The organism is Ramlibacter agri (assembly GCF_012927085.1).
GTDB lineage: Bacteria > Pseudomonadota > Gammaproteobacteria > Burkholderiales > Burkholderiaceae_C > Ramlibacter > Ramlibacter agri.
This window is the reverse complement of record NZ_JABBFX010000002.1, coordinates 1,101,017-1,125,916: the sequence shown is the minus strand read 5'-3', so window position 1 is coordinate 1,125,916 and position 24,900 is coordinate 1,101,017. Positions and strand designations below refer to the sequence as shown.

Here is a 24,900-nt window from a genome sequence, read left to right as displayed (position 1 = left end):
TCGCCCTCTCAAGAGGTAACGAGGCCGGGGCCGACGCCGTGCCCGTGGCCGCGTGGCTAGACTACGCGCCGACATGCGCATCCTGCTCACCGGGGCCTCGGGTTTCATCGGCCAGGCCGTCGCGAAAGCGCTGGCCGGCTTCGACGCGGTGGTCCATGGCGATACCGCCGCGATGCTGCTGGCCGCATGAACGACGTCCTCGACGGCCTCATCATCGGCGGCGGTGCCGCCGGCCTCACGGCCGCCGTCTACCTGGGGCGCTACCGCCGGCGCGCGCTGGTGCTCGATGCCGGCGGCAGCCGGCTGGCGCGCATCCCGAAGTCGCGCAACGTGCCGGGTTTCCCGGACGGCATCGAAGGCCCCGTGCTGTGGCAGCGCATGCAGCAGCACGCCGCGAGCTTCGGCGTGGCTACCGAGCAGGTGCAGGTCGAAGCGCTGGAGCGCGGCGCCGATGGCGTGTTCACCGCACGCGCCGGCCAGCACATTTGGCGCGCCCGCTTCGTCATCCTCGCCACCGGCGCGTGCGACGTCGAGCCGCAGCTCGATGGCCTGGCCGACGCGCTGCGCGCCGGCCAGGTACGCTTCTGTCCGGTGTGCGACGGCTTCGAGACGCAGGGCCAGCGGGTGGCCGTGCTGGGCCGCGCGGGCCACGGCTTGCGCGAGTCGCTGTTCGTCGCGGGTTTCGGCAACCAGGTGACCTGGCTGGCGATGGCCACGCAGGAAGAGGTGGCGGCGCAGGACCTCGCGCGGCTGCGCGACGCCGGCGTCCGCATCGCCGAGAGCCCGCCGCGCCGCATAAGCTGCGGCACGGGCAGCGGCGTGCGCGTGGAGTTGCAGAACGGGCAGTTGCTGGACTTCGAAACGCTCTACCCCGCGCTGGGCATCACGCACCATTGCGAGCTGGCCACCGCGCTCGGCGCCCGCGCCCAGCCCGACGGCCAGCTGGAAGTGGATGCGCACCAGCAGACGACGGTGGACGGCCTTTACGCGGCCGGCGACGTGTCGGTGGACCTGAACCAGATCAGCGTCGCCACCGGCCATGCGGCCATCGCATCGACCGCGATCCATAACCGGCTCTAGCGCGGCAGGCGCTAGCATTCGTCCGTGGACAGCAATACCCCGACTCCCGGTGCCTTGCGCAAGGCGGCGGACCTCGGCCGGCCCGCCGGCGGCTGGCGCCTGCACCTGTACCAGGTGGTCTACGAATCCGACACGCCGGCCGGCCGTGCCTTCGACAAGCTGATCATCGCGGCCATCCTGGTCAGCGTGGCGGTGGTCGTCGCCGACAGCGTGCCCGCCTTGAGCCAGCGCTACCGCACGGCATTCGCCATCGCCGAATGGATCTTCACCGTGCTGTTCACGCTGGAGTACTGCGCGCGCCTCGTCTGCGTGGACCGGCCGGTGCGCTACGCCCGCAGCTTCTTCGGCGTGGTCGACCTGCTGTCGGTGCTGCCCACCTACCTGGCCTTCGTCTTCCCCAACGTGCACGCGCTGCTGAACGTGCGCATCCTGCGGCTGCTGCGCATCTTCCGGATCTTCAAGCTGACCGACTACGTCGTCGAATACCAGCTGCTGGCCGAAGCGCTGGCCGCCAGCCGGCGCAAGATCCTCGTGTTCCTGTCGGTGGTGCTGATGGTCGTGCTGATCCTGGGCACCCTGCTGTACGTGGTGGAAGGGCCGGAGCACGGCTTCAAGGACATCCCGACCTCGGTGTACTGGGCCATCACGACGATCACCACGGTGGGCTTCGGGGACATCACGCCGCGGACGGACATCGGCCGCTTCATCGCCTCCGTGATGATGCTGCTCGGCTGGGGCACCTTGGCCGTGCCGACCGGCATCGTCACCGCGGAACTCGCCGCGCGCCGGCTGGCGGAAGGTCCGCCGCCGTCCCCGCGCACCTGCGCGGCTTGCGGTGCCGGTGGCCATGCCGCGAACGCGCGCTTCTGTGCCATGTGCGGCACGGTCTTGCCGCCGTCTTCGTAGGCTGGGTCGGCCACAGGCCACCCCAGCTGGCTACGCGATCTCCGCCCCGCGCTCTTGCAGCAACTCCCGCAGGATCGAGCGATGGCACCTCGCCTCGTTCTCGCAATAGCAACCCACCGAGAAGGCCCCGTGGCGCGACATCGCGGCCAGGAGGTCGAGCACGCGGCTGGGCTCGGGCTGCTTCATCTCGGCGACGTACTTGCGGCGGAAGGCCTGCCACTCCTTCTCGTCCTCGGCGGCGAGCGCCTGCGTCACCAGCTCGGCGCTGGGCGAGAGGCCGGGCAGCCAGACGTCGTAGAAGTCGCGGCTGGCGAACTCCGCCTTCGGCACGCCGCGCGGCGGCCGGCGGACGGTGCCGATGCGCAGGCCTTCCCCCGGTGCGCGCGGGGTGCCCAAGCGGACGATACGGACGGCCATGGCGCGCAAGCGTAGCAGGTTCCATACTGTGGGGTCCTGTGGCCGAGAGGAGTCGCCATGAAGGTCCTGATGTTCTACGAGCTGGCGGAAGACGGCCTGCCGCGCCTGCCGGCCAACATCGCCGCCCACCAGGCGCGCCTGCGCGAGTTCCATGGCCGTGGCGTGCTGCTGATGGCCGGGCCTTACGGCAGCCCGCCGGTGGGCGCCATGGGCGTGTTCACTTCACGCGCCGCGGCCGAGGAGTTCGCGCGCGACGACCCGTTCATGCTGAATGGCGTGGTCGGCAAGTGCAGCTTCCACGACTGGAACGAGGCGTTGGCTTGAGCGTCAGGGTGAGCGCGCTGGCTTGATGCCTGCCACCACCCGCGCATAGCGCTGCGCGCTCCAGTACGCCGAGGCCCAGTCGAACAGCACGACCAGGCGGTTGCGGAAACCGATCAGGAAGTAGATGTGGGCGAACAGCCAGAACAGCCAGGCGGAGACGCCGCTGAAGCGCACCGGCCCGACCGGCGTGGCCAGGTCCACCACGGCCGAATTGCGGCCGATGGTGGCGAGGTTGCCGTAGTCGCGATAGCGGAAGGCCTGCGTCGCTTCGCCGCGCAGCCGCCGCTCGATGTTGCCGGCCGCCGTGCGGCCCATCTGCTTGGCCGCCGGTGACACGCCCGGCACCGGCCTGGGCTCGCGCCCGGGCGCGTGGCTTTGCGCGGCGGCCAGGTCGCCGATCACGCTGATCTCCGGATGCCCGGGCAGGCTCAGGTCCGGCAGCACCACCACGCGGCCGGCGCGGTCGACCTGCGTGCCCGTCGCCTCGGCCAGCTGGCGGCCCAGCGGCGAGGCCGCGACACCAGCCGCCCACACGATGCAGCGCGCGGCGATGCGATAGGCCGGGGCATCGCCGGCCGGGTCCACGTCCAGCCCTTCGGCGTCGATGCCCGTCACGCGCGCGTTCACGTGCACTTCCACGCCCAGCCGTTCCAGCTGGTGCTGCGCGCTCGCGCTCAGCGACTCGGGCATGGCCTGCAGCACGCGCGGGCTGCCTTCCACCAGCACGATGCGGGCGCGCGCAGGATCGATGTGGCGGAACTCGCCCGGCAAGGTGTGCCGCGCGATCTCCGCCATCGTGCCCGCCATCTCCACGCCGGTCGGGCCGCCGCCGATGACGACGAAGGTGAGCCAGGCCTCGCGCCGCGCCGGATCGCTTTCCTTCTCGGCCGACTCGAAGGCGAGCAGCAGCCGGCGGCGGATCTCGAAGGCATCTTCCAGCGTCTTCAGGCCCGGTGCATGCGCGGACCATTCGTCGTGGCCGAAATAGCTGTGGGTGGCGCCGGCCGCGACGATGAGGTGGTCGTAGGGCAGCGCGCTGCCGTCGATGAGGCGGGCCTGCTTCTGCGCGGCATCGATGGCGCCCACTTCGCCGAGCAGGGAAGTGACGTTGGGCTGCTTGCGGAACAGGAAGCGCACGGGCGCCGCGATGGCGGGCGCCGAGAGGCCGGCGGTCGCCACCTGGTACAGGAGCGGCTGGAACAGGTGGTGGTTGGCGCGGTCCACCAGCGTGATGTCCACCGGCGCGTGGGCCAGGGCCCGCGCGGCCTCCAGGCCGCCGAAGCCGCAACCGACGATCAACACCTTGCTGCGGAGCCCTGGGTTCTCGTTCTTGGGCATGCGGGAATTATGCGGAAAGCCGCGCGTTGCCGCCGGGCACCGCACAATCCGGCGCATGTCGACTCCCTTGAGCCTCTCGGTCCTGGACCAGTCCGTCGCGCGCGCCGGCGTCCCGCAGGACCAGTCCATCCGTGACACCCTGGCGCTGGCACAGCATTGCGAAGCGCTCGGCTACCGCCGCTTCTGGCTCAGCGAGCACCACAGCCTGCCGTCGATCGTCGGCACCGCGCCCGAGGTGCTGATGGCGGCCATCGCCGCGCGCACGCAAAGCATCCGCATCGGCAGCGCCGGCGTGATGCTGCCGCACTATTCGGCCTTCAAGGTCGCGGAACAGTTCCGGGTGCTGGATGCGCTGGCGCCGGGCCGCATCGACCTCGGCGTCGGCCGTGCACCGGGCAGCGACTACCGCACCGCCCAGCTGCTGAACCCGGACCCGCGCGCGTCCGACAACTTCCCGCAGCAGGTGCAGGAGCTGCAGGCCTGGGTGAGCGGAGCCGAGTTGCCGGAAGGCCATCCGGGCCGCGGCATCCATGCGCATCCCATGGGCGCGACCGCGCCGCAACTGTGGATGCTGGGCAGCTCCGGCTATGGCGCGCAGCTGGCCGGCCACTTCGGCATGCCGTATGCGTTCGCGCACTTCATCACCGACGGCGAGGGCTGCGCGCAGGCGCTGGAGCTGTATCGCCACAGCTTCCAGCCCGGGCTGCTGGCGCAACCGGCGGCGACGATCTGCGTGTGGGCACTGGCCGCCGACAGCGAAGAGGAGGCCTGGCACCTGTTCGGCAGCCGCGAGCGTGCGCGCATCGACCGCAACAGCGGCCGCTACGGCCCGCTGCAGCCGCCGCAACTGGCGCAGCGCGCGTACAACGAGGGCGAACAGGCCTATCGCCAGCAGCTGCGGCGCAAGGCGATGGTCGGCACGGGCGCGCAGGTGGCGGCGCGGCTGCGCGCGCTGGCGCAGGAGCTGGAGGTGGACGAGGTCGTGGTGATCACCTGGACCTGGGATCCGGCGGCGCAGCGGCGGTCGTACGAATTGTTGGCGCGCGAATTCGCGCTCGCCTGATCAATCGTCGTCGATGCCCAAGGCCCACGCGATCACCTCGCGCAGTTCCTCGGTGGTCGCGCTCTTGGAGACGGCCGGGTGGTCGCCGAACACGGCGTCGAGTTCCATGCCTTCTTCCGGCGAGACCAGCGCGGTGAGGTAGACGAAGGGGATCTGGGCGGTCGCGATGTCCTGCGACAGCGCGAAAGCCACCTCGTCGCCGGTCATGCGCGGCATGCTGATGTCGCACAGGATGACGCCCGGCCGCAGTTCGCGCGCCAGGGTCACGGCCTGCGACGGGTCGCTCACACCGACCACGCGGAAGTCGCGGCCCAGCCGCCCGGCGATGGCCCAGGCGACCGCCTCGTCATCGTCGATGACGAGCACGCAGGGCTTGGCCCTTTCCGGATCCGGCAGGTCGCGCAGCATGGGAGTCAAGCGGGAATGATACGGGCTGGCGCCGCTTGCGGCCTATCCGCCATGATGGGGAATCGCACGAGGAGACACCCCATGTTCCCCACTTCCATTGCCGGCAGCCTGCCCAAGCCCGCCTGGCTGGCGGAAACCCACAAGCTCTGGCCGCGCTGGCGCGCCGAGGGCGAGGAGCTGCGCCAGGCCAAGGCCGACGCCACGCTGCTGTGGATCAAGGCGCAGGAGGATGCCGGGCTGGACATCGTCACCGACGGCGAACAGTCGCGCCAGCACTTCGTGCACGGTTTCCTGGAGCAGGTCGACGGCATCGACTTCGCTCACAAGGTCGAAATGGGCATCCGCAACGACCGCTACAAGGCGATGGTGCCGCAGGTGGTGGCGCCGCTGCGCCTGAAAGGCCGGGTGCACGCCTTCGAGGCGCAGCTGGCGCGCGCCCACACCAGCCGCAAGCTCAAGTTCACCTTGCCGGGGCCGATGACCATCGTCGACACGGTGGCCGACCGCTACTACGGCGATCGCGTGAAGCTGGCCTTTGCCTTCGCCGAACTGCTGAACCAGGAGGCGCTGGCCTTGCAGGCCGACGGCGTGGACGTGATCCAGTTCGACGAGCCGGCCTTCAACGTCTACATGAAGGAAGCGGCGCAGTGGGGCGTGCAGGCGCTGGAGCGCGCGGCCCAGGGCCTCACCTGCCTGACGGCCGTCCACATCTGCTACGGCTACGGCATCGACGCGAACATCGCCTGGAAGAACACGCTGGGCGAAGAGTGGCGGCAGTACGAGCAGGTGTTCCCGGCGCTGGCGCAAAGCGCGATCCGGCAGGTCAGCCTGGAGTGCTACCACTCGCACGTGCCGCCGGACCTGATGAAGCTGCTGGCCGGCAAGGACGTGCTCGTCGGCGTGATCGACGTGGCGAGCGACACCGTGGAGACGCCCGAGGAGGTTGCCGACACCATCGGCCGCGCGCTGCAGTTCGTCGCCCGCGAGCGCCTGTTCCCCTGCAGCAATTGCGGGCTGGCGCCCATGGACCGCGAAGTGGCGCAGCGCAAGCTGAAGGCGCTGGCGGAGGGCGCGGAACTGGCCCGAAGACGGTACGGCTGAGTACTTTCGGCACTCGGCGCAGGGTTTGTCCTCGCCGGATTGTCCGTCTGGTCCTACATGGCCATTCGGCAGAGCTTGGGTAGAACTGGGCCGTTCCCCAAGGAGCTCTGCGATGAACACGAGCCGCCTGGCCATTTTTTCCAGCCTCGCCCTCCTGGCCACGGTCCCCGCCGCGGCGCAAGGACCCCATGGCGATTACCGCAACCTCACCGCGGGCGGCCCCTTGCGCCCCGGCGTGTACGGCCGCATCGAGGTGCGCGGCCCGGTGCCGCCGCCGGTGATCTACGCCCAGCCCGTGCTGGCGGGCCGCGCCTTCATTCCGGCCAATGCGAAGACGGTCTTCCTCTACGTGCCGCCTGGGCAGGTGCGCAAGTGGAAGGACAACTGCGCCCGCTGGTCGGCCTGCGGCGAAGCCGTGCTGTTCGTGCGGGTCGATGACAGCCCGAGCCGCTGGGGCAACTGGCGCCAATGGCGCGATGAAGTAGCCGTGCATGGCATGGCCAACCGCCAGTGAATCGCCCGCTGTGCTGTAATGGCCCCGGCCGGCGCAAACGACTGTTCCCCACATGTCCTTGAACCCCTCCACCGCTGCGGCGGCAGCGGCCTGCGACCCTGCACGCCGGCCGCTGGCAGATCGCTACGCCGCCGTCCGCGAGCGCAGCATGGCCCTGGCCGCGCCGCTGTCCCCCGAGGACCAGTGCATCCAGTCCATGCCGGATGCCAGCCCGACCAAGTGGCACCTGGCGCACACCAGCTGGTTCTTCGAAGCCGTGGTGCTGCAGCCGCACGCGGCCGGCTACCGGCCCTTCGACGAGCGCTTCTTCTTCCTCTTCAACTCCTACTACGAGTCGCTGGGCCCGCGCCATCCGCGGCCGCAGCGCGGGCTGCTGACGCGCCCCGGGCTGGACGAGGTGCATCGCTATCGCGCGCACGTCGATGCCGCGATCGCGCAACTGATCGAACGCGCCGGCGCTGAACTCTGGGCTACGCTGCAGCCTTTGATGGAGCTCGGCCTGCAGCACGAGCAGCAGCACCAGGAGCTGATCCTCACCGACATCCTGCACGCGCTGTCCTGCAACCCGCTGTTGCCGGCCGCGCAGCCGCAAGCCGCGGCGCCGCTGCATCTTGCCGAGAGCGTGCCGGCGCTGGGCTGGCTGGAGCTGGCCGAGGGCGCGGTGGAGATCGGGCATGCGGGCGCGGACTTCGCCTTCGACAACGAGACGCCGCGCCATCGCGTGTGGCTGCAGCCCTGCCGCATCGCCGACCGCCTGGTGACTTGCGGCGAGTACGCGGAGTTCATCGCCGATGGCGGTTACCGGCAGCCGGGCCTGTGGCTGTCCGATGGCTGGGCGCAGGTGCAGGCGCAGGGCTGGCAGCACCCGGTCTACTGGCTCGCGCCGGACGACCCGCGCGCGCCGGCGCCGCACTGGCAGGTGTACGGCCTGCATGGCGTGCGGCCGCTCGACCCGGCCGCGCCGGTGGCGCAACTGAGCTTCTACGAGGCCGCCGCCTATGCGCAATGGGCCGGCGCCCGCCTGCCCACCGAAGCCGAGTGGGAAGCGGCCAGCGCGCTGCCCGGCATGCGCCAGGCGACCGGCCACGTGTGGCAGTGGACGCGCTCTTCCTACGACCCGTACCCGGGCTTCCAGCCCTGGAGCGGCGCCGTCGCCGAATACAACGGCAAGTTCATGGTGGGCCAGCTCGTGCTGCGCGGTGGCAGCGTGGCGACGCCGCCGGGCCATGCCCGCGCGACCTACCGCAATTTCTTCCCGCCGGCCGCGCGCTGGCAATTCACGGGCCTGCGCCTGGCCAGGGACGCTGCATGCTGATCTCCTCGTTCGTCCAACGCACCGGCGAAGCGCCGGTCGCGCCCACGCTGCGCCGCGCCGCCGACACGGCCTTCGGCCGCGACCTGGCGGGTGCGCTGGCGCACCGGCCCCGCACGATTTCGCCCAAGTACTTCTACGACGCGACCGGCTCGCACCTGTTCGACCGCATCTGCGAGTTGCCGGAGTACTACCCGACGCGCACCGAGTTGCGCATCCTGCAGCAGTGCGTGCCGGAGATCGCGCGGCTGGCCGGCCCGCGGGCGGAGATCGTGGAGTTCGGCGCCGGCTCGCTGCGCAAGGTGCGGCTGCTGCTGCAGGCCTTCGAGGCGCCGGCGCGCTACCTGCCCATCGACATCTCGGGCGAGCACCTGGCCGAGGCCGCCGTGCTGCTGCGCGCCGAATTCCCGAAGCTCGACGTGCAGCCGGTGGTGGCCGACTACACGCAGGGGCTGGCACTGCCCGCCTCGACGACGGGCCGGCGCATCGGTTTCTTCCCCGGTTCGACGCTGGGCAACTTCACGCCCGAAGAGGCGCTGGCCTTCCTGCAGGGCGCGGCCGAAGTGCTGCGCGGCGGCGCGCTGCTGCTGGGCGCGGACCTGGTGAAGGATCCGGGCGTATTGCACGCCGCCTACAACGACGCGCAGGGCGTGACGGCGGCCTTCAACCTGAACCTGCTGGCGCGCGCCAACCGCGAGCTCGGGGCCAGCTTCGACCTCGACCAGTTCGCGCACTACGCCTTCTACAACGCGCCGCAGCAACGCATCGAGATGCACCTGGTCAGCCGCGTGCGCCAGGCCGCCACGGTCTGCGGCGAGCGCTTCGAGTTCGACGAGGGCGAGAGCCTGCACACCGAGAACTCCTACAAGTTCACCATCGACGGCCTGCGCGAGCTGGCGCGCCGCGCCGGCTTCCGCCCGGGCCCGGTGTGGACCGATCCCGAACGCCTGTTCAGCGTGCACTGGCTGCACGCGCCCTGAACCGGAGAAAAGAGATGAAGGCAATGTGGAAAGGCAAGGTCATCGCCGAGAGCGACGACACCGTCGTGGTGGAAGGCAACCACTACTTCCCCGCGGCTGCGCTGAAGCGCGAGTACGTGAGCTTCAGCAACCACCACACGACCTGCCCGTGGAAGGGCGAGGCCAGCTACTACTCGCTGCTGGTCGATGGCGACCTGAACCAGGACGCGGTCTGGTACTACCCCGACCCGAAGCCGGAGGCGCAGATGGTGAAGGACCGCGTCGCGTTCTGGAAAGGTGTGCAGGTCGTCTAGCTGCAGGCCATGCTGCCGCAACCGGCGATGGCCTTCTCGGGCAGCGCATCCGGCGCCAGCACCTCGCCGCTTTCGATGTCGTAGCCGACGCCGCGCAGGTGCAGCGCCAGCGCCGCATCCATGGTCTGCGCATGGTGCGGGAACCAGACGGCGAGCTCCTGCACCATCTGGCGCACCGGCGCCAGGTCACCCGCCGCGGCGCGCACCGCGCCTTCGCGCAGCACCTGCAGCACCACCTTGTGCTGCATGCTGTGGCAGTTGCCGGTGGAAAAGCCGGTGGCCTTCATCCACTCGTCCTCGCGGCCGAAATGGTCCACGGTGTGGGCGACCAGCGCGTTCCACAACGCGGGCAGGGCGGCGTCGTCGCTGGCTTCGCAGAGCGCCAGCAGGTCCACGAATTCGCGGTGGGTGTCGTCCATGAAGGACAGGCCGAGTTCCAGGCCTTCGGTCCAGGTCAGTGCGGGCATCTTTGGTTCCTCTGCGCGCAGTCTCCGCACTTTGCCGCCGGAGGGTCTTGATGCAGGTCATGCTTTGGGCGCCCGCCGATTCGCTATGCTGGCGCGGTGCTACTCAGTCCCGCCTACAACGATCCCGGCCAGGTTCGCACGCTGCTGCGGCAGCAGGGCTATGCCGTGCTCTCGCCCGCCGGCGTCGCCGCCTGGAGCGGCTGCCCGCTGCCTGAACTCCAGCGCTTGTTCGATTCCTGGAACAGCCTGCCCCCCGACAACTACCTGAAGGACGGCGGCCACTACCGGCGCCGCCGCCATTCCTGCTACGTCGCCGGGGAAGGTCGTGTCGACCCGGTGCCGCATCGCGCGCACTGGCAGCCGGTGGAATACAACGCGCTGCATGGCGGCATGCAGCGCTGGTTCGAGCCGGTGGAACCGGCCGTGGCGGAGTCGGCCGGCTGGCAGTGCCTGCTGCGCGGCCTGGCGGCCACGGCGAGTGAACTGCGCGGGCCGCGGCCCTGGTCCATCGAGGCGCACCAGTTCCGCATCGACACCGAAGGCGGCATCGGCAGGCCGACGCCCGAAGGCGCGCACCGTGACGGCGTCGACCTGGTCGCCGTGTTCCTGGTGGGACGCGAGAACATCAAGGGCGGCGAGACGCGCGTGTTCCAGGCAGACGGCCCGAACGGCCAGCGCTTCACCTTGACCGAGCCCTGGAGCCTGCTGCTGCTGGACGACGAGCGCGTGATCCACGAGACCACGCCGATCCAGCCGGCCGGCGGGGCAGGGCACCGCGATACGCTGGTGCTGACCTGCCGCGCGGGCGGTTTCCAGGGCGACTGACAGCGTCAGTCGCGGACGTCGGCGACCGGCTTGCTGCCGAAGTCGGGGCGCGCCAGGTAAGCCAGCACGCGTGCCGCCGCGTCCTTGGGCGTGGCGAGCGCGCCCTTGTCCTTCATGCCCTGGAAGTTGGCGAGATTGGGGAAGTCGCGCGGCTCCGCGCTGCGCAGCTGCACCTGCATGTCGGTGTCGATCACGCCGGGCGCCAGTGAGCAGACGCGCGCGCCGTTGCGCTTCTGTTCTTCCTCCAGCGCGACGCAGCGGGTGAAGTGGTCCATGCCGGCCTTCGCCGCGCAGTAGGCGGCCTGCGAGGCCATGGCATTGCGGCCCATGCCCGAAGAAATGTTGAGGACCTTGCGCGCGGCGGACCAGCCCGCCGTGGCGCGCAGGAAGGCGCCCGTGAGCAGCATGGGCGCTTCCAGGCCCACCCGCAGCGCGTCCGCCAGGTCGGCCGCTGCGATGTCGCCCAGCGGCGCGATGCGCGGGATCAGCCCGGCGTTGTTGATCAGGGTGGCCGACGCGTAGCCTTCGCCCGCGCGCTCCTGCAGCCAGAACGCGAGGTTGGCCGCGGCCGTGTCGGCGCGCGCCAGGTCCTGCGCCCACTGCTCGCAGTGCAGGCCCGACGCCTTGGCCTGGGCCGCCAGGGCTTCGTTGGGCTTGCGCGAGATGCAAAGCAGGTCGTGGCCGGCGTCCAGCAGTTGCTGCGCCATGGCCAGGCCCATGCCGCGGGAAGCGCCGGTGAGGATGGTGAGGTGTCGGGTGCTCATCCCTCGATCCTAGCCTCTGCGGCCGCCGGCTCCTAGAACGGCGCCGCGCTCTCCAGCGCCAGCCGCTCGCCGCTGGCCGGATGCCGGAAGGCGAGGGCGCTGGCGTGCAGCAGCAGGCGCGCAGCGAGCGCCTGCACCTCCGGCGGCGCATAGAGCGGGTCGCCCAGGATCGGATGGCCGATGGCCTGCAGGTGCACCCGCAGCTGGTGGGTGCGGCCGGTGAGTGGCTCCAGGGCCACGCGGGTGCGGTCCGCCTCCTGCCCCAGCATGCGCCAACGGGTGCTGCTCGGGCGCCCCTGTTCCAGATCGACCTTCTGCAAGGGCCGGTTCGGCCAGTCGGCGCCCAGCGGCAGGTCGATTCGCCCCTCGCTGCCGACGGCTCCAAGCTGGCCGTGCACCACGGCCAGGTACTGCTTTTCCACCTCGCGCTGCTCGAAGGCGCGGCTCAGGAGCCGTTGCACGTGCAGCCCGCGCGCCATCAGGAACAGCCCGGAAGTGGCCATGTCCAGGCGGTGCACCACCCGGGCGTCGGGCCAGAGGGCCTGGGCGCGCGCGGACAGGCAGTCCTGCTTGTCCTCGCCCCGGCCCGGCACGGCCAGCAGGCCCGCGGGCTTGTCCAGGACCAGCAAATGCTCGTCGACATAGACCAGGCCTTCGCATAATTGCGGCATGTTCTCTTCCATCCCCTTCACGGCGCAGACCATCCTGCTGCTCATCGCCTCCAACGTCTTCATGACCATGGCCTGGTACGGGCACCTGAAATACCTGCACGACTCGCCCTGGCTCACCGCTGCCCTGGTGAGCTGGGGCATCGCCCTGTTCGAGTACCTGCTGCAGGTGCCGGGCAACCGGATCGGCGCGCAGCAGGCGAACATGAGTTTCGGCCAGCTCAAGATCATGCAGGAAGTGATCACGCTGGCCGTGTTCGCGCCGATCGCGGTCTACGTGCTGAAGCAGCCGCTGAAACTGGACTTCCTGTGGGCGGCCCTGTGCATGTGCGGCGCCGCGTATTTCATATTCCGCAATGGCTGACGGAGGCCGGCAGTTACACTCCACGCCGGCCCAGACATCTAGATCTCCCCCATGCTCTTCAAGAAACTGCTGCCGAAGGAGGGTAACTTCTTCGAAATGTTCAACCAGCATGCGGAGCGCATCGTGGAAGCCGCCCATGCGTTCTCGAACCTTGTGGCGAACTACGCCGACACGAACCTGCGCGAGCAGTACAACCGCGAGGTCGACCACGCCGAGCGCTCCGCCGACAAGGTGACGCAGGAAGTCAACCGCCTGATCCACTCCACCTTCATCACGCCGATCGACCGCGAGCAGATCCACACGCTGATCAACACGATGGACGACGTGGCCGACCTGATCCAGGATTCGGCCGAGACCATGGCGCTGTATGACGTGCGCCACATGACCGAGGAAATCACCCGCCTCACGGACGTCAGCGTCCGCTGCTGCGAGCGTGTGAAGGAAGCCGTGGCGCTCCTGAGCAAGCTGTCCGACAGCGACACCGCCGCGGCGGCGCTGAAGACCTGCGAGGAGATCGACAAGCTCGAATCGGACGCCGACCGCGTCATGCGCTCCGCCCTCAGCAAGCTGTTCCGCGAGGAGCCGGACGTGCGCGAGCTGATCAAGCTGAAGGCCATCTACGAGCTGCTGGAACGCATCACGGACAAGTGCGAAGACGTCGCCAACGTCGTCGAGGGCATCGTCCTCGAGAATTCCTGAGGCCTGGCGCATGGCCGTGACCCAAGCCAGTCTCTGGTTCGTCGTGCTGCTCGTGGTGGTGGCGCTGCTGTTCGACTTCATGAACGGTTTCCACGACGCCGCCAATTCCATCGCCACCGTCGTCTCCACCGGAGTGCTGAAGCCGGGGCAGGCGGTGGTGTTCGCCGCCTTCTTCAACGTGATGGCGATCTTCGTGTTTCACCTGAGCGTGGCGGCCACCGTCGGCAAGGGCATCGTCGACACGGGGGTGGTCGACGTGCACGTGGTGTTCGGGGCGCTGGCGGGAGCCATCGCCTGGAACTTCATCACCTGGTGGTACGGCATCCCCAGCAGCTCCTCGCACGCGCTGATCGGCGGCATCGCCGGTGCCGTGATCGTCAAGGCGGGCGCCGGCGCGCTGGTGGCCGAGGGCATCTGGAAGACGGTGATCTTCATCTTCGTCTCGCCGGTGCTGGGCTTCATCCTCGGCTCGCTGATGATGGTGGTGGTGTCCAACATCTTCCGGGCCAGCCGCCCGTCCAAGGTGGACAAGTGGTTCCGCCGGCTGCAGCTGGTTTCGGCCGGCGCCTACAGCCTGGGCCACGGCGGCAACGACTCGCAGAAGACCATCGGCATGATCTGGATGCTGCTGATCGCCACCGGCTACGTGGCCGCCGGCGACACGGCGCCGCCTATCTGGGTGATCGCCGCCTGCTACACCGCCATGGGCCTGGGCACCATGTTCGGCGGCTGGCGCATCGTCAAGACCATGGGCCAGAAGATCACCAAGCTGAAGCCGGTGGGCGGCTTCTGCGCCGAGACCGGTGGCGCGCTGACGCTGTTCCTGGCCACCGGGCTGGGCATCCCGGTGTCGACCACGCACACCATCACCGGCGCCATCGTCGGCGTCGGCTCCACGCACCGCATGAGCGCGGTGCGCTGGGGCGTGGCCGGCAACATCGTCTGGGCCTGGATCTTCACGATCCCGGCCAGCGCTTTCGTCGCGGCCATCGCCTACTGGGTGAGCCTGAAGATTTTCTGAAACCGGCCGGGGCGCGTTCAGTGCCCCGCCTTCCAGGTCATGCGCGCCTCCTGCCGCTGCCAGTCGTAGGCCCAGACCTGGGTGACGCGCCCGCCGGCGATCGCGACCAGCGCGAGCTGTTCACCGTGCGGCGCCAGCGTCAGGCGCGGCGGCTGCGCGTTGCCGCGGTCGTAGAGCGCGCCGTAGCCGCGCAGCAGCGGCAGCAGCTTGTGCTGGCCGAGCGCCTCGCCCTTGCGCGAGATCAGCAGCAGGCTGCCTTCGGAGGTCCACGCCACGTAGCGGTGCCCTACCGGGTCGAAGGCAAGCGCGTTGATGTCGATGTTGTTCAGCGAGCGCACGTCCAACCAGCGCTCGTTGCGCGTGTCGTAGCGGTACAGGAAGCCCTCGCCGCCCAGCGTGACGATCGTGAGCACGCCCAGTTGCGGGTCGAGCGCCAGGTCCATCGCCCACGAGAAGCTCGGGAAGTCGGGCGGCAAGGGGATGGCGCGCGCCGCCGTCTCGCCGCGCCGCAGCGCCTCCAGCCCGTCACCACGCAGGCGCCAGATGCGCTCGCCGTCCGGCGACAAGGCGACCTTTCCCTCCCCCAGGTACGGCCCGCCGCCCTCGACCGGCCCCGTCAGCGTCCACCTCACGGGTCGCAGGTCGCGGGCCAGCAGCGTGAATCCGAAGTTGCGCCGCGGCGCTTCCGGTTGTTCGCCGGCCAGCGTGAGCGGCGCCCGGGGCGGGTCGGGCTGGCGGAACTCGTTCTCGGCCGCCAGCGTATAGGCGCCGCGCACGCCGTCGATCCGTTCCACGCCGAACGCGGTGTTCAGTCCCGCCAGGAGCTGGCGAAAGTTCGCGTTGTCCACTTCGTAGGCGTAGGGCAGCTTCACGCCGAAGGCCGGGGTGCCGGGCGGCGCCTGCAGCGCGCCCTGGGCGGAATAGCTGGCGACCAGCACGCCGGCGAGCTCGGTGCCGGGCGTGGGCAGCACCTGCCAGAAGACCTTGTCGTAGCTCGTGAGCACCAGCAGTACGCGCTTGCCCGGCCGGTCGATCCGCACCGCGGTGCGCGGCGTCCCGGGTTCGTAGCCGGACACCAGGTACACCTCCGCGCCCTGGGCCAGTTCGCGTGGCGGCGGGGCATCGGACAGCGGCAGCGTGGGCACGGCCAGCGGCTCGCGCGACGCCCCGAATTCGACTTTGGGTTGCGCGAGCGCCCGTAGCGCCGCGGCCAGCGGCAGCATGAACAACAGGCGCCGCGGCGCTGAAGGGGAACGGACCATGCGACATACCTCCCTGCGCGGCACTCTAAACCAGACGGGTGTGGCGGAAGTGGAGGGGCAAAGAAGAAGCCCCCGGCAAGGCGCCGGGGGCTTCTCGCGCGGCGCGGTTTACTGGCCCGGCGAGCCGATCGACACGGCCTTGGACGGCTCGGACTTGCCGCCGTTGACGCCGACCACGGCCAGGACGTAGTTGGGCGTGGAGGTCGAAACGGTGTCCCACACCGCCGACGCCTTCGCGTTGCCGCCGGCGAAGACGGCGCCCGCGTGGTTGCTGGCGGCCACGAGGGTGGCATCGGCGCCCTTGGCCGTCGGGACCGCCACCAGCGTGCCGTCCCCCTGCGTGGCGTTGATCGTCGCGCCGTAGTTCATCGAAGCCACGACCTTGCCGTTGGCGTCGTAGACGATGACGGCGTCGCCCTTGCCCAGGCCGATCGGGTTCGCGGGATCGTTGTTGGCGTTCAGCATCGCGACCACCGGCACCGTGCCGGCCAGGCCCCAGGTCGCGCGGAAGGTGGCTTCGTCGGTGCCCGGCACGCCCGGAACGACGACCAGGTGCTCGCCCGGCGCCAGCATCGTGCCGGCCACGAAGCCCGCGCTGTTGTTGGCGTCGTTGACGTCGGCATGGTTGTCGCCCCACTTCCAGCCGGTCAGGTCGATCGCGGTGGGGCCGTAGTTATGGAGCTCGAAGAAGTCCTGGCCGCCGTCGGCATTGGAGTTCACCTCCGAGATCAGCACGGTCGGCGCCGGCGCCCCGGCGGCGGCAGTGGTGAAGCTTTGCGTCGTGCCGGCATAGGCGTTGCCGGACAGGTCGGTGATCACGCCGCTGGCCAGTTGCACCGTGTAGCGGGAGTTGTCCTGCAAGGCCGTCGCCAGGGTGATGCTCACGCGGCCGCCGTTGAACTTGACCTGCGTCGTATCGGCCGCCGACACATTGCGCACATCGGTGCCGTTGCTGATGACGATGTTGCCCGTGCCGGCCTGCACCACTTCGCTGAAGGACAGCGCGAGGTGGCTGCCGACGATGCCGGTGGCGCCATCGACCGGGGCCGTGGCCAGCAAGGTCGGGGCGGTCTTGTCGGCGGTGCCGATCGTCGTGAACGAGAAGGTCGTCGCATCGGACACGGCAGGGGTGGTGCCGCCCGCGACGGTCTTCACGACGCCGGCCGGGTACGTGATGTTGTAGGTGGTGTTGGGCACCAGGAAGAACTTCGGATGGATCTTCATCACGCTGCCGTTGAACGTCACCTGCGCGGTGTCGGCCACGGAAATCGTGCGCGTGTCGCCTGCGCCGTTGCTGAGGACGACGTTGCCCGCGCCAGCCGCCACCGCCTGGTCGAAGCTCAGGTACAGGTTGCTGCCGACGCCGACGTTGGCCTTGCCGGTGGTCGGCTTGAAGACGGTCAGGCCCGGCAGGCTCGCGCCCGCGGCCTGCTCGCCGACTGCATAGATGGTGCCGTCCGCGCCCATGGTCACGCCCTCGTTTTGGGCGGTGGCGCTCATGTACAGGCTGCTGACGACGCGGCCGCTGCGATCCGCCTTGACGATGCGCCCATCCGGCGCGCCGATGATGAGGACGTTGTCGTAGTCGGGCGCGCTGCTCGCCAGGATGTTCGACACCGAGAAAACATCGTTGAACGCGGACAGGCCGGTCTTGGCCGCATCGAACAGCACGGGCGGGTTGTCCGTCGTCGCCAGGATGGGCGTGCCGTCCGACGCCACTGCCGTGCCGCCCGCGAAATTGATCGCGGCCTGGAAGATGCTGGTCGGCTGCGACTGGCGCACGGCGATGTAGCCGCCCGTCCTGGCGTCGAAGGAAATGCCTTCGATGCCGACGTTGCCGACCGTCGTGCCCAGCTTGACGGCCTGCACGTCGGCCCGGCGCAGCGTGCCGCCGGCAACATAGGTGAACTGGCTCACCTGGCGCAGGCGCTCTTCGACCAGCACGAACTTGCCGCCGCCGGTGTAGGTGATGCCTTCGGTGTCGACGAAGTCGCCGGCATTGAGCGTCATCGAGTCGATGACATGGCCGTCGCTCCTGGCGACCTGGACGACCGCCGTGCCGCCGTCGCCGACGACGAACAGCGAATCGGTGTCCTTGTCGTACGCCACGCCGGAGGCTTCGGCGTTCAGCAGGTTGGTGCCGCTGGTGGCGTATTGCAGCGCGAAGCTGCCGACCTGCGTGTAGTTGTTCAGGTCGTAGGTGCTTTGCGGATCGGTGAATGCCAGCACGGGCAGCTTGCTGTCCGCCGGGTTGGTGCCGCTACCGCCGACGGTGCCGCCGCCGGTGCCGTCACTGCCGCCCCCGCCATCGTCGCCGCCGCCACAGGCGGCGAGGCTGGCAGCCAGGATCACGCAAAGCAGGAAGGAGTGAGGGCGGGAAGGGCGCATGGACGTCACGATGTTGTAGAGAAATGGAAGATCACGAAAGCCGCGACGCTATCGGCCTTCCATTTCAACTTCGTGACGCTGCTACTCGCTGATCTTCCGTCCTTCTTCCACCTGGTTCTGGAAGTAGCCCTGGAAGCTGATGGCGATGCTGGCCATGAGGACGATGGCGCCGATCATCAGCGCCAGCACGACCGCCCAGATCGTCGCCCAGTTCGTGCGGCCCGCGGCTGCGTCGGGCGCGGCCTGCGGGTTGAAGCGCGCGTTCCACTCCTCCGGCTTCTTCAGGCCATAGACGATGGCCGTCAGGCAGCAGCCGGCCACGGTGAAGCCCAGGATCGGGATCAGCACCCAGCTCAGGCCGTCGTCCTGGCCCAGCGACCACATGCGCAGCACGCCGTAGGCGCCGGCCAGCGTCGGCAGGGGCAGCAGCCAGCCGAGCCAGTCGCGCCAGCCGTGCAGGTAGAAACGATGCAGCCCCACCGGGCCGCCCAGGAAGGCCAGCCAGGCCGCGAAGGTCTTGCTTTTCATTCTTGCGGAGGCGTGCGGTCGCCCTGGCCGACGGACTTTTCCATCATCACGATGTCCAGCCACTTGCCGAACTTCCAGCCGCAGGAGGAGATGGTCCCCACGTGGCGGAAGCCCACTGCGCGGTGCACGCCGATGGAGCGCACGTTGCCGGAGTCGCCGATCACGGCGATGAGCTTGCGCACGCCGGCGGCCTCGGCCTGCTTTTCCAGTTCAGTCAGCAGCTTGTTGCCCAGGCGCTGGCCGGCGGCATCCGGGTGCAGGTAGATCGAGTCTTCGGCGGAAAAGCGGTAGGCGGGCCGCGGCTTGAACCACTGGCAGTAGGCGAAGCCGATCACCTTGCCGGCGTTCTCGGCCACCAGGTAGGGCAGGCCCTTGGCCAGCACGTCGGCGCGGCGGGCGGCCATCTCGGTTTCGGTGGGCGGCGTGGTCTCGAAAGTGCCGGTGCCATGGAGCACGTGGTGGCCGTAAATGGCGGCTATGGCAGGGACGTCCTGGTCCGAGCTGGCGCGGATGGTGAGCATAAGGTGAGAAAACGTTATAATCGTCGGCTTTTCAGCGTGTCGCTGGCCGGGTGGCCAGTCGCGTGTCTCAACGCCGGAAGAACAAATGCGCGTTCTGTGAACGTGCTTCATCCCCACCCGAAGGATAAATCATGGTCGTCATTCGACTCTCCCGCGGCGGTTCCAAGCACCGTCCTTTCTTCAACATCGTCGTCGCCGACAAGCGCGTGCGTCGCGACGGCCGCTTCATCGAGCGCCTGGGCTTCTACAACCCCCTGGCCAAGGACGGTGAAGAGAAACTGCGCATCGCGCAGGATCGCCTGACCTACTGGAAGGGCGTCGGCGCCCAGGCTTCCCCCACCGTGGAACGCCTGGTGAACTCCGCTCCCGCCGCCGGCGAAACCGCGCAGGCGTAAAAAGCATGGCTGCGCCCGGCCGCGCGGCAGCCCCCGCGCTGCCGGCAGGAATCGATGCCACGGAATTGCCCGCGGATGCCATCGAAATCGGGCGCATCGCCGATGCCTGGGGCATCAAGGGCTGGTTCAAGGTCCTGCCCCACAGCGCCGACCCGCAGGCGCTGTTTTCCTCCAAGCGCTGGTACCTGCAGCCGCCGGAAAGAGGCCCCAAGGCCTTCTCCGGCACGGTGCTGCTGAAGATCCGCGAAGCCAAGGACCACTCCGATTCCATCGTCGCCCGCTGCGACGAGGTGGATGACCGCGGTGGCGCCGAGGCGCTGAAGGGCGCGCGCGTGTTCGTGCCGCGCTCCTCCTTCCCCACCGCCTCCGACGACGAGTACTACTGGGTCGACCTGCTGGGCCTGGACGTCTTCAACCGCGAAGGCGTGCACCTGGGCAAGGTCAAGGACCTGCTTTCCACCGGCCCGCAGACGGTGCTGGTGCTGGAATACGAAGAGGACGGCAAGGCGCAGGAGCGCATGCTGCCTTTCGTCTCCGCCTACGTCGACGGCGTGGACCTCCCCGGCAAGCGCATCAACGTCGACTGGCAGCTGGATTACTAGCGCGGGCGCAACACCTGCCTCGACAGCTGCCGCCATCTTCGGCAGCATTCCCCGCAATGAATTACAACCCCGCGCTGGATGGCCTGCGGGCCGTGGCCGTCCTGGTGGTGATGCTGTTCCACGCCCGGGCGCCGCTGGCGCCGGCCGGCTACCTGGGCGTCGACGTGTTCTTCGTCCTGAGCGGCTTCCTCATCACCTCGCTGCTGCTGGCGGAAATGGATGCCAGTGGCCGCATCGACCTGGCGGGCTTCTGGCGCCGGCGCCTGCTGCGGCTCGCCCCGGCTTTGCTGGCGATGCTTGCGGCCTATGTGCTCATCGCGCCCTACCTCTGGCCGGAAGTCGCCGACCATGGAACGCAGGCGGCGCTGGCGGCCGTCTACCTCTCCGATTACGGCGTGGCGTTCTGGGGCACGCCGCACTTCCTGAGCCACACCTGGTCGCTGGCGGTGGAGATGCACTTCTACCTGCTCTGGCCGGTGCTGCTGTGGGCGGCCTGCCGGCGCTGGACGCGCGCTTCGCTGCCGGCCGTCCTGGCCTTCGCCTGGGTGCTTGCAACCCTCGTGCGCTGGGTCTGGCTGGTGCGCGGCCAGGACTGGATCGAGGTCTACTACCGCACCGACACGCGCCTGTCCGGCCTGCTGCTGGGGGCCTGCCTGGCCGCCGCGCTGCGCGACCCGCGCTGGCGCCTCGCGCTGCGCCGCTGGCTGCCCTGGGCCTTGTGGCTGCCGCTGCCGGCGCTGCTGCTCATCGCCCATTTCCATTGGGGCGACCTCTGGGTGCTGACCTGGGGCATGGGCCTGGTGGAGCTGGCCACCGCCGCGGTGATCTTCGGCGCGCGCGACCGCTCTTCCCAGCTGGCGAAGATGCTTTCGCGCCCGCTGCTGGCCTGGGTGGGGCGCATCTCCTACGGGCTGTACCTGTGGCACTATCCCGTGTTCTGCTGGCTGCGCGAAACGCGCCGCTGGGAAGACGTGCTCCTGGTGGGCATCCCGCTCAGCGTGGCGCTGGCCGCCGGCTCCTTCCATACCCTGGAGGCCTGGGCCACCCGCCGGCGCGCGGCCCGGGCGCCGGCGCTGGCGCGCTAGCCCTTCCTGGATTCCTGCATGCGCTTCGACGTCATCACGCTGTTCCCCGAGCTGTTCGCCCCCTTCCTCACGGCCGGCGTGACGCGCCGCGCCTACGAGACGAAGCAGGTCGACGTGCGCCTGTGGAACCTGCGCGATTTCGCCGAGGGCAATTACCGGCGCGTGGACGACCGGCCCTTCGGCGGCGGCCCCGGCATGGTGATGCTGGCCGAGCCGCTGGCGAAGTGCCTGGCGGCCATCAAGGCCGATCGCGATGACGACGCGCCGGTCGTGCTCTTTTCCCCGATCGGCCAGCGCCTGGACCACGGCCAGGTGGAACGCTGGTCCGCCAGCGAAGGCGCCGTCCTGCTGTGCGGCCGCTACGAAGGCATCGACCAGCGCTTCATCGATGCGCATGTCGACGTGCAGCTGAGCCTGGGCGACTTCGTGCTTTCGGGCGGCGAGATTGCCGCGATGGCGCTGCTGGACGCGGTGGCGCGGCTGCAGCCCGGCGTGCTGAACGACGCCGGCAGCCACCAGGAGGACAGCTTCAACCCCGCGCTGGACGGCCTGCTGGATTGCCCGCACTACACCCGGCCCGAGGAATGGGACGGCCGGAAGGTGCCGGAGGAACTGCTGTCCGGCCACCATGCCCGCATCGAGGCCTGGCGGCGCCAGCAGCGCCTGGCGCTGACGGCCCGCGAGCGGCCGGACCTGATCGCCGCGGCCCGCCAGGCCGGCCGGCTGACCCGGGCCGACGAGGCTTTCCTGGCCGGGTTATAATCTTCGGCTGTCCGATCCTCTGCCCGGCCGCTTCCGCCATTTCCGTGCGGCAGCCTTGCGTAGCTTGCGTAGCGCGGTCACGATCGACGAGGAAACCATGAACCTGATCCAGACCCTCGAGCAAGAGGAAATCGCCCGCCTGGGCAAGAACGTTCCCGAATTCGCCCCCGGCGACACCGTGATCGTTTCCGTGAACGTCGTCGAAGGCACCCGCAAGCGCGTGCAGGCCTACGAAGGCGTCGTGATCGCCAAGCGCAACCGCGGCCTGAACAGCGCGTTCACCGTGCGCAAGATCTCCAGCGGCGAAGGCGTCGAGCGGACCTTCCAGACCTACAGCCCGCTGATCGCCGGCGTCGAAGTCAAGCGCCGCGGCGACGTCCGCCGCGCCAAGCTGTACTACCTGCGCGAGCGTTCCGGCAAGTCGGCCCGCATCAAGGAAAAGCTGGCCCACCGCGTGAAGGACGTCGCCGCCGAATAAGCGGAGCGACACCTTCCGAACAAGCCGCCGCAAGCCCCGAGCTCGCGGCGGTTTTTCTTTTGCACCATGACATCCAACGCTTCCCACCTGCCCCCCGAAACTGCGCTGTCCAAGATCCCCGGCTTCGACCCGCGCCGGGCGCCGGTGGTCGGCATCGACAGCCAGCTGCCGGAAGTGCGGGCGGACCGCCTGCTGCCGGCCGCCCTGCGCGCCCGCTTCGCGGCGCCGCCGGCCTGGGAGCCGGAGATCGTCCTGGAGCGCCGCTTCACCGACCGCCAGCCGGCCCAGGCCTCGGTGCTGGTGCCCATCGTCACGCGCGAGCGCCCGATGGTGCTGCTGACGGAGCGCACGGCGCACCTCACCACGCATTCGGGCCAGGTGGCCTTCCCCGGCGGCAAGCGCGACGAGACCGACATCGACGCGGCCGACACGGCGCTGCGCGAGGCGCAGGAGGAGATCGGCCTGGCGCGCGAGGAGGCCGAGGTGCTGGGCATGTTGCCCACCTACACCACGGGCACGATGTTCATCGTCACGCCGGTGATCGCGCTGGTGCGCCCGGACTACCACGCGACGCTGAACGCGAACGAGGTTGCCGACGCCTTCGAGGTGCCGCTGGACTTCCTGATGAACCCGGCGCACCACCACCGCCACGCCATCGACATCGGCGGGGTGCGGCGCGAGTGGCTGTCGATGCCGTACTACGACGGCACCCGCGAGCGCTTCATCTGGGGCGCGACGGCGGCGATGCTGCGCAATTTCTACCGGTTCCTGGCTGCGTAAGGGCTTGTCATTGCGGCCTCGAGCCGCAATCCATGGCCCCGGGCAGGCCCGGGATGACATGCCTTTATGATCTCCCCATGAGTTTCTTCGCCATCCTGTTCGCGTTCTTGATCGAACAGGTGCGGCCGCTGGGCAGCCACAACCCGATCCACACCGGCCTGCGGGTGTGGGCGCGCTGGGTCAGCCGCAACTTCGACGCCGGCAAGCCGCACCACGGCTGGGTCGCGTGGTCGCTGGCCGTGGTCGGGCCCGCGCTGGTGGCGCTGGGCATCCACTGGCTGTTGATGGCCGCCATCGGCTGGCCGGCCGCGATGCTGTGGAACGTGGCCGTGCTTTACACGACGCTGGGCTTCCGCCAGTTCAGCCACCACTTCACCGAGATCCGCGACGCGCTCGATGCCGGCGACGAAACGCTGGCGCGCCAGCTGCTGGCGCAATGGCAGCGGGTGGATGCCAGCGAGCTTCCGCGCAGCGAAATCGTGCGGCACGTGATCGAGTATTCCGTGCTGGCCGCGCACCGCCATGTGTTCGGCGTGCTGGCCTGGTATTCGGTGCTGGCGGCCTTCGGCCTCGGGCCGGCGGGCGCGGTACTGTACCGCATGGGCGAATTCGTGGCGCGCTACTGGAAGTACCGCAACCGCATCCACGCGCAGCCGGCCAGCCAGGCGCTGCAGGATTCCGCGGGTCGGGCCTGGGGCGTGATCGACTGGGTGCCCGCGCGGCTGACCGCCATCGCCTTCGCAGTGGTCGGCAGCTTCGAGGAAGCCATCGACTGCTGGCGCAACTACGCGCAGCGCTTTCCCAACGACAACGACGGCGTGATCCTGGCCGCGACCTCCGGCGCCGTCAACGTGCGCCTGGGCGGCGAGGCCCTCAAGCCCGCTTTCGCGCCGAACAGCACGCAGCCTTTCGCCAGCACCGGCGGCCTGGGCCTGGAGCCGCCGCTGGACACCGCGTCGACGCCCGGCCGCGAAGCCGAGCCCCAGCACCTGCGCAGCATCGTGGGGCTGGTGTGGCGCTCGGTGGTGTTGTGGATGGTGTTGCTGGCGCTGTTGACGCTGGCGCGTTTGCTGGGCTAAGCCGCCGCCGGCACGCGGGCCAACTGCGCCTGCGTCCAGCGCACGATGTCATTGGCGCCCATCGCGCCGGCCTGCCGCGCGATTTCCTTGCCACCGGCGAACAGCGCCAGGGTCGGGATGCTGCGGATGTTGAGCCGCGCACCGAGGCCTTGCGCCTCGTCGGTATTGACCTTCACCACCTGCACCTTCGGCTCCAGCACGCTCGCGGCCTGCTCGAAGGCGGGCGCCATCATCCGGCACGGGCCGCACCACGGCGCCCAGAAATCCACCAGCACCGGCAGGTCGCCGCGCGTGATGTGGCGCTCGAAGTCGGTGGCGTTCAGGTTCTCCGGATGGCCGTTGAAAAGCGCCTGGTGGCAGCTGCCGCAATCGGGCGATTTGTCGAGGTCGGCGGACTGGATGCGGTTGGTGGTGTGGCAGTGCGGGCAGACGACGTGCAGCTGGCTCATGGTGGTCAAGTCTCCTGCCACCAAGAT

General features: G+C 69.5%; 32 protein-coding genes. 21 read left to right on the top strand and 11 right to left on the bottom strand.

Annotation, left to right across the window (positions count from 1 at the left end; translation table 11 throughout):
• Positions 1-73: 73 nt before the first annotated feature.
• From HHL11_RS34730 to HHL11_RS23870, 3 genes are read left to right on the top strand one after another with little or no spacing between them, the layout of a single operon-like run.
• Positions 74-190 carry an NAD(P)-dependent oxidoreductase gene (locus tag HHL11_RS34730; protein WP_169421049.1) on the top strand — a complete coding sequence of 39 codons (117 nt, stop codon included), beginning with the start codon at positions 74-76 and terminating at the stop codon, positions 188-190.
• Positions 187-1,080: an NAD(P)/FAD-dependent oxidoreductase gene (locus tag HHL11_RS23875; protein ID WP_169421048.1), complete on the top strand. Its 894-nt coding sequence runs from the start codon at positions 187-189 to the stop codon at positions 1,078-1,080. The genes HHL11_RS34730 and HHL11_RS23875 overlap by 4 nt, the downstream gene beginning before the upstream one ends.
• A gap of 24 nt (positions 1,081-1,104) precedes the next feature.
• Positions 1,105-1,986 carry an ion transporter gene (locus HHL11_RS23870; RefSeq protein ID WP_169421047.1) on the top strand — a complete coding sequence of 294 codons (882 nt, stop codon included), beginning with the start codon at positions 1,105-1,107 and terminating at the stop codon, positions 1,984-1,986.
• A 30-nt stretch (positions 1,987-2,016) separates the two neighbouring features.
• Here HHL11_RS23870 and HHL11_RS23865 read toward each other — a convergent pair whose 3' ends face one another.
• Positions 2,017-2,403, bottom strand: a complete 387-nt coding sequence (locus HHL11_RS23865) for a DUF488 domain-containing protein (protein WP_169421046.1) — start codon at positions 2,401-2,403, stop codon at positions 2,017-2,019.
• A 57-nt stretch (positions 2,404-2,460) separates the two neighbouring features.
• Here HHL11_RS23865 and HHL11_RS23860 point away from each other — a divergent pair, with 57 nt between their 5' ends.
• On the top strand, positions 2,461-2,727 hold the full coding sequence (locus tag HHL11_RS23860; protein WP_169421045.1) for a YciI family protein: 267 nt from the start codon (positions 2,461-2,463) through the stop codon (positions 2,725-2,727).
• 3 nt (positions 2,728-2,730) lie between these two features.
• On the opposite strand, the gene HHL11_RS23855 is transcribed toward HHL11_RS23860, so the two are convergent.
• A complete protein-coding gene (locus HHL11_RS23855) occupies positions 2,731-4,065 on the bottom strand; it encodes an NAD(P)/FAD-dependent oxidoreductase (RefSeq protein ID WP_169421044.1) in 1,335 nt (444 codons plus the stop codon).
• Between the two features lie 55 nt (positions 4,066-4,120).
• Between HHL11_RS23855 and HHL11_RS23850 the strand changes: the two genes are divergently transcribed.
• Positions 4,121-5,128, top strand: coding sequence for an LLM class flavin-dependent oxidoreductase (locus tag HHL11_RS23850; RefSeq protein WP_240980374.1), 1,008 nt, complete (start codon positions 4,121-4,123; stop codon positions 5,126-5,128).
• Here HHL11_RS23850 and HHL11_RS23845 read toward each other — a convergent pair whose 3' ends face one another.
• Positions 5,129-5,536, bottom strand: coding sequence for a response regulator (locus HHL11_RS23845; RefSeq protein ID WP_240980424.1), 408 nt, complete (start codon positions 5,534-5,536; stop codon positions 5,129-5,131). It abuts the gene before it with no gap.
• A gap of 81 nt (positions 5,537-5,617) precedes the next feature.
• Between HHL11_RS23845 and HHL11_RS23840 the strand changes: the two genes are divergently transcribed.
• The 5 genes from HHL11_RS23840 (at position 5,618) to HHL11_RS23820 (ending at position 9,736) form a co-directional block, all read left to right on the top strand.
• Positions 5,618-6,637 carry a methionine synthase gene (locus HHL11_RS23840; protein WP_169421042.1) on the top strand — a complete coding sequence of 340 codons (1,020 nt, stop codon included), beginning with the start codon at positions 5,618-5,620 and terminating at the stop codon, positions 6,635-6,637.
• 112 nt (positions 6,638-6,749) lie between these two features.
• Positions 6,750-7,151 carry a hypothetical protein gene (locus HHL11_RS23835; protein WP_169421041.1) on the top strand — a complete coding sequence of 134 codons (402 nt, stop codon included), beginning with the start codon at positions 6,750-6,752 and terminating at the stop codon, positions 7,149-7,151.
• A 52-nt stretch (positions 7,152-7,203) separates the two neighbouring features.
• Entirely contained in the window at positions 7,204-8,466 is a 1,263-nt protein-coding gene (gene egtB / locus HHL11_RS23830; protein WP_169421040.1) for an ergothioneine biosynthesis protein EgtB, read from the top strand.
• Entirely contained in the window at positions 8,460-9,443 is a 984-nt protein-coding gene (egtD, locus tag HHL11_RS23825) for an L-histidine N(alpha)-methyltransferase (protein ID WP_169421039.1), read from the top strand. The genes egtB and egtD overlap by 7 nt, the downstream gene beginning before the upstream one ends.
• A 14-nt stretch (positions 9,444-9,457) precedes the next feature.
• On the top strand, positions 9,458-9,736 hold the full coding sequence (locus HHL11_RS23820; protein ID WP_169421038.1) for a DUF427 domain-containing protein: 279 nt from the start codon (positions 9,458-9,460) through the stop codon (positions 9,734-9,736).
• Here HHL11_RS23820 and HHL11_RS23815 read toward each other — a convergent pair.
• Entirely contained in the window at positions 9,733-10,203 is a 471-nt protein-coding gene (locus tag HHL11_RS23815; RefSeq protein WP_169421037.1) for a bacteriohemerythrin, read from the bottom strand. The two genes, HHL11_RS23820 and HHL11_RS23815, sit on opposite strands and share 4 nt — an antisense overlap.
• 96 nt (positions 10,204-10,299) lie before the next feature.
• Between HHL11_RS23815 and HHL11_RS23810 the strand changes: the two genes are divergently transcribed.
• A complete protein-coding gene (locus HHL11_RS23810; protein WP_169421036.1) occupies positions 10,300-11,028 on the top strand; it encodes a 2OG-Fe dioxygenase family protein in 729 nt (242 codons plus the stop codon).
• A gap of 5 nt (positions 11,029-11,033) precedes the next feature.
• Here HHL11_RS23810 and HHL11_RS23805 read toward each other — a convergent pair whose 3' ends face one another.
• Both HHL11_RS23805 and HHL11_RS23800 read right to left on the bottom strand, forming a co-directional pair.
• On the bottom strand, positions 11,034-11,792 hold the full coding sequence (locus HHL11_RS23805; protein ID WP_169421035.1) for an SDR family NAD(P)-dependent oxidoreductase: 759 nt from the start codon (positions 11,790-11,792) through the stop codon (positions 11,034-11,036).
• Between the two features lie 32 nt (positions 11,793-11,824).
• On the bottom strand, positions 11,825-12,463 hold the full coding sequence (locus HHL11_RS23800; RefSeq protein WP_169421034.1) for an RluA family pseudouridine synthase: 639 nt from the start codon (positions 12,461-12,463) through the stop codon (positions 11,825-11,827).
• On the opposite strand from HHL11_RS23800, the gene HHL11_RS23795 reads away from it, so the two are divergent.
• From HHL11_RS23795 to HHL11_RS23785, 3 genes are read left to right on the top strand one after another with little or no spacing between them, the layout of a single operon-like run.
• Positions 12,462-12,824, top strand: a complete 363-nt coding sequence (locus HHL11_RS23795) for a DMT family protein (protein ID WP_169421033.1) — start codon at positions 12,462-12,464, stop codon at positions 12,822-12,824. The genes HHL11_RS23800 and HHL11_RS23795 overlap by 2 nt on opposite strands.
• A gap of 51 nt (positions 12,825-12,875) precedes the next feature.
• Positions 12,876-13,523, top strand: a complete 648-nt coding sequence (locus HHL11_RS23790; protein ID WP_169421032.1) for a DUF47 domain-containing protein — start codon at positions 12,876-12,878, stop codon at positions 13,521-13,523.
• Between the two features lie 10 nt (positions 13,524-13,533).
• Positions 13,534-14,544: an inorganic phosphate transporter gene (locus tag HHL11_RS23785; RefSeq protein WP_169421031.1), complete on the top strand. Its 1,011-nt coding sequence runs from the start codon at positions 13,534-13,536 to the stop codon at positions 14,542-14,544.
• 17 nt (positions 14,545-14,561) lie between these two features.
• Here the strand turns inward: HHL11_RS23785 and HHL11_RS23780 are convergent, their stop codons facing one another.
• From HHL11_RS23780 to HHL11_RS23765, 4 genes are all read right to left on the bottom strand, one after another.
• A complete protein-coding gene (locus HHL11_RS23780) occupies positions 14,562-15,806 on the bottom strand; it encodes a hypothetical protein (RefSeq protein WP_169421030.1) in 1,245 nt (414 codons plus the stop codon).
• 108 nt (positions 15,807-15,914) lie between these two features.
• Positions 15,915-18,194 carry an SdiA-regulated domain-containing protein gene (locus HHL11_RS23775; protein WP_169421029.1) on the bottom strand — a complete coding sequence of 760 codons (2,280 nt, stop codon included), beginning with the start codon at positions 18,192-18,194 and terminating at the stop codon, positions 15,915-15,917.
• Between the two features lie 81 nt (positions 18,195-18,275).
• Positions 18,276-18,722 (bottom strand): NINE protein, encoded by a 447-nt coding sequence (locus HHL11_RS23770; RefSeq protein WP_169421028.1) that lies wholly within the window; start codon positions 18,720-18,722, stop codon positions 18,276-18,278.
• Positions 18,719-19,243, bottom strand: a complete 525-nt coding sequence (locus HHL11_RS23765; protein ID WP_169421027.1) for a GNAT family N-acetyltransferase — start codon at positions 19,241-19,243, stop codon at positions 18,719-18,721. The genes HHL11_RS23770 and HHL11_RS23765 overlap by 4 nt, the downstream gene beginning before the upstream one ends.
• A gap of 131 nt (positions 19,244-19,374) precedes the next feature.
• On the opposite strand from HHL11_RS23765, the gene rpsP reads away from it, so the two are divergent.
• From rpsP to HHL11_RS23730, 7 genes are all read left to right on the top strand, one after another.
• Complete coding sequence (rpsP, locus tag HHL11_RS23760) at positions 19,375-19,638, top strand: 30S ribosomal protein S16 (RefSeq protein ID WP_169421026.1); 264 nt, start codon at positions 19,375-19,377, stop codon at positions 19,636-19,638.
• Between the two features lie 5 nt (positions 19,639-19,643).
• Entirely contained in the window at positions 19,644-20,240 is a 597-nt protein-coding gene (rimM, locus tag HHL11_RS23755) for a ribosome maturation factor RimM (protein WP_169421025.1), read from the top strand.
• Positions 20,241-20,296: 56 nt separating this feature from the next.
• Positions 20,297-21,325 (top strand): acyltransferase family protein, encoded by a 1,029-nt coding sequence (locus HHL11_RS23750; protein ID WP_169421024.1) that lies wholly within the window; start codon positions 20,297-20,299, stop codon positions 21,323-21,325.
• 18 nt (positions 21,326-21,343) lie between these two features.
• Positions 21,344-22,087 carry a tRNA (guanosine(37)-N1)-methyltransferase TrmD gene (gene trmD, locus HHL11_RS23745; RefSeq protein WP_169421023.1) on the top strand — a complete coding sequence of 248 codons (744 nt, stop codon included), beginning with the start codon at positions 21,344-21,346 and terminating at the stop codon, positions 22,085-22,087.
• Between the two features lie 97 nt (positions 22,088-22,184).
• Positions 22,185-22,565 carry a 50S ribosomal protein L19 gene (gene rplS, locus HHL11_RS23740; protein ID WP_169421237.1) on the top strand — a complete coding sequence of 127 codons (381 nt, stop codon included), beginning with the start codon at positions 22,185-22,187 and terminating at the stop codon, positions 22,563-22,565.
• Positions 22,566-22,631: 66 nt separating this feature from the next.
• On the top strand, positions 22,632-23,345 hold the full coding sequence (locus HHL11_RS23735) for a CoA pyrophosphatase (RefSeq protein WP_169421022.1): 714 nt from the start codon (positions 22,632-22,634) through the stop codon (positions 23,343-23,345).
• 77 nt (positions 23,346-23,422) lie between these two features.
• Positions 23,423-24,424, top strand: a complete 1,002-nt coding sequence (locus HHL11_RS23730; RefSeq protein ID WP_169421021.1) for a CobD/CbiB family protein — start codon at positions 23,423-23,425, stop codon at positions 24,422-24,424.
• Here HHL11_RS23730 and trxC read toward each other — a convergent pair.
• Entirely contained in the window at positions 24,421-24,873 is a 453-nt protein-coding gene (trxC, locus tag HHL11_RS23725) for a thioredoxin TrxC (RefSeq protein WP_169421020.1), read from the bottom strand. The genes HHL11_RS23730 and trxC overlap by 4 nt on opposite strands.
• Positions 24,874-24,900 lie beyond the last annotated feature (27 nt).

Bases quoted from the DNA above. Each gene is read 5' to 3' on its own strand.
- HHL11_RS34730 (WP_169421049.1), top strand. From the start codon at position 74: ATGCGCATCCTGCTCACCGGGGCCTCGGGTTTCATCGGCCAGGCCGTC.
- HHL11_RS23795 (WP_169421033.1), top strand. From the start codon at position 12,462: ATGTTCTCTTCCATCCCCTTCACGGCGCAGACCATCCTGCTGCTCATC.
- HHL11_RS23770 (WP_169421028.1), bottom strand. From the start codon at position 18,722: ATGAAAAGCAAGACCTTCGCGGCCTGGCTGGCCTTCCTGGGCGGCCCG.
- egtB (WP_169421040.1), top strand. From the start codon at position 7,204: ATGTCCTTGAACCCCTCCACCGCTGCGGCGGCAGCGGCCTGCGACCCT.
- HHL11_RS23805 (WP_169421035.1), bottom strand. From the start codon at position 11,792: ATGAGCACCCGACACCTCACCATCCTCACCGGCGCTTCCCGCGGCATG.
- HHL11_RS23785 (WP_169421031.1), top strand. From the start codon at position 13,534: ATGGCCGTGACCCAAGCCAGTCTCTGGTTCGTCGTGCTGCTCGTGGTG.
- trxC (WP_169421020.1), bottom strand. From the start codon at position 24,873: ATGAGCCAGCTGCACGTCGTCTGCCCGCACTGCCACACCACCAACCGC.
- HHL11_RS23790 (WP_169421032.1), top strand. From the start codon at position 12,876: ATGCTCTTCAAGAAACTGCTGCCGAAGGAGGGTAACTTCTTCGAAATG.
- HHL11_RS23765 (WP_169421027.1), bottom strand. From the start codon at position 19,243: ATGCTCACCATCCGCGCCAGCTCGGACCAGGACGTCCCTGCCATAGCC.
- HHL11_RS23820 (WP_169421038.1), top strand. From the start codon at position 9,458: ATGAAGGCAATGTGGAAAGGCAAGGTCATCGCCGAGAGCGACGACACC.
- HHL11_RS23730 (WP_169421021.1), top strand. From the start codon at position 23,423: ATGAGTTTCTTCGCCATCCTGTTCGCGTTCTTGATCGAACAGGTGCGG.
- HHL11_RS23840 (WP_169421042.1), top strand. From the start codon at position 5,618: ATGTTCCCCACTTCCATTGCCGGCAGCCTGCCCAAGCCCGCCTGGCTG.
- rimM (WP_169421025.1), top strand. From the start codon at position 19,644: ATGGCTGCGCCCGGCCGCGCGGCAGCCCCCGCGCTGCCGGCAGGAATC.
- HHL11_RS23845 (WP_240980424.1), bottom strand. From the start codon at position 5,536: ATGCTGCGCGACCTGCCGGATCCGGAAAGGGCCAAGCCCTGCGTGCTC.
- HHL11_RS23775 (WP_169421029.1), bottom strand. From the start codon at position 18,194: ATGCGCCCTTCCCGCCCTCACTCCTTCCTGCTTTGCGTGATCCTGGCT.
- rplS (WP_169421237.1), top strand. From the start codon at position 22,185: ATGAACCTGATCCAGACCCTCGAGCAAGAGGAAATCGCCCGCCTGGGC.
- HHL11_RS23865 (WP_169421046.1), bottom strand. From the start codon at position 2,403: ATGGCCGTCCGTATCGTCCGCTTGGGCACCCCGCGCGCACCGGGGGAA.
- HHL11_RS23855 (WP_169421044.1), bottom strand. From the start codon at position 4,065: ATGCCCAAGAACGAGAACCCAGGGCTCCGCAGCAAGGTGTTGATCGTC.
- HHL11_RS23800 (WP_169421034.1), bottom strand. From the start codon at position 12,463: ATGCCGCAATTATGCGAAGGCCTGGTCTATGTCGACGAGCATTTGCTG.
- HHL11_RS23735 (WP_169421022.1), top strand. From the start codon at position 22,632: ATGACATCCAACGCTTCCCACCTGCCCCCCGAAACTGCGCTGTCCAAG.
- HHL11_RS23875 (WP_169421048.1), top strand. From the start codon at position 187: ATGAACGACGTCCTCGACGGCCTCATCATCGGCGGCGGTGCCGCCGGC.
- HHL11_RS23815 (WP_169421037.1), bottom strand. From the start codon at position 10,203: ATGCCCGCACTGACCTGGACCGAAGGCCTGGAACTCGGCCTGTCCTTC.
- HHL11_RS23860 (WP_169421045.1), top strand. From the start codon at position 2,461: ATGAAGGTCCTGATGTTCTACGAGCTGGCGGAAGACGGCCTGCCGCGC.
- HHL11_RS23780 (WP_169421030.1), bottom strand. From the start codon at position 15,806: ATGGTCCGTTCCCCTTCAGCGCCGCGGCGCCTGTTGTTCATGCTGCCG.
- egtD (WP_169421039.1), top strand. From the start codon at position 8,460: ATGCTGATCTCCTCGTTCGTCCAACGCACCGGCGAAGCGCCGGTCGCG.
- HHL11_RS23750 (WP_169421024.1), top strand. From the start codon at position 20,297: ATGAATTACAACCCCGCGCTGGATGGCCTGCGGGCCGTGGCCGTCCTG.
- HHL11_RS23850 (WP_240980374.1), top strand. From the start codon at position 4,121: ATGTCGACTCCCTTGAGCCTCTCGGTCCTGGACCAGTCCGTCGCGCGC.
- trmD (WP_169421023.1), top strand. From the start codon at position 21,344: ATGCGCTTCGACGTCATCACGCTGTTCCCCGAGCTGTTCGCCCCCTTC.
- rpsP (WP_169421026.1), top strand. From the start codon at position 19,375: ATGGTCGTCATTCGACTCTCCCGCGGCGGTTCCAAGCACCGTCCTTTC.
- HHL11_RS23835 (WP_169421041.1), top strand. From the start codon at position 6,750: ATGAACACGAGCCGCCTGGCCATTTTTTCCAGCCTCGCCCTCCTGGCC.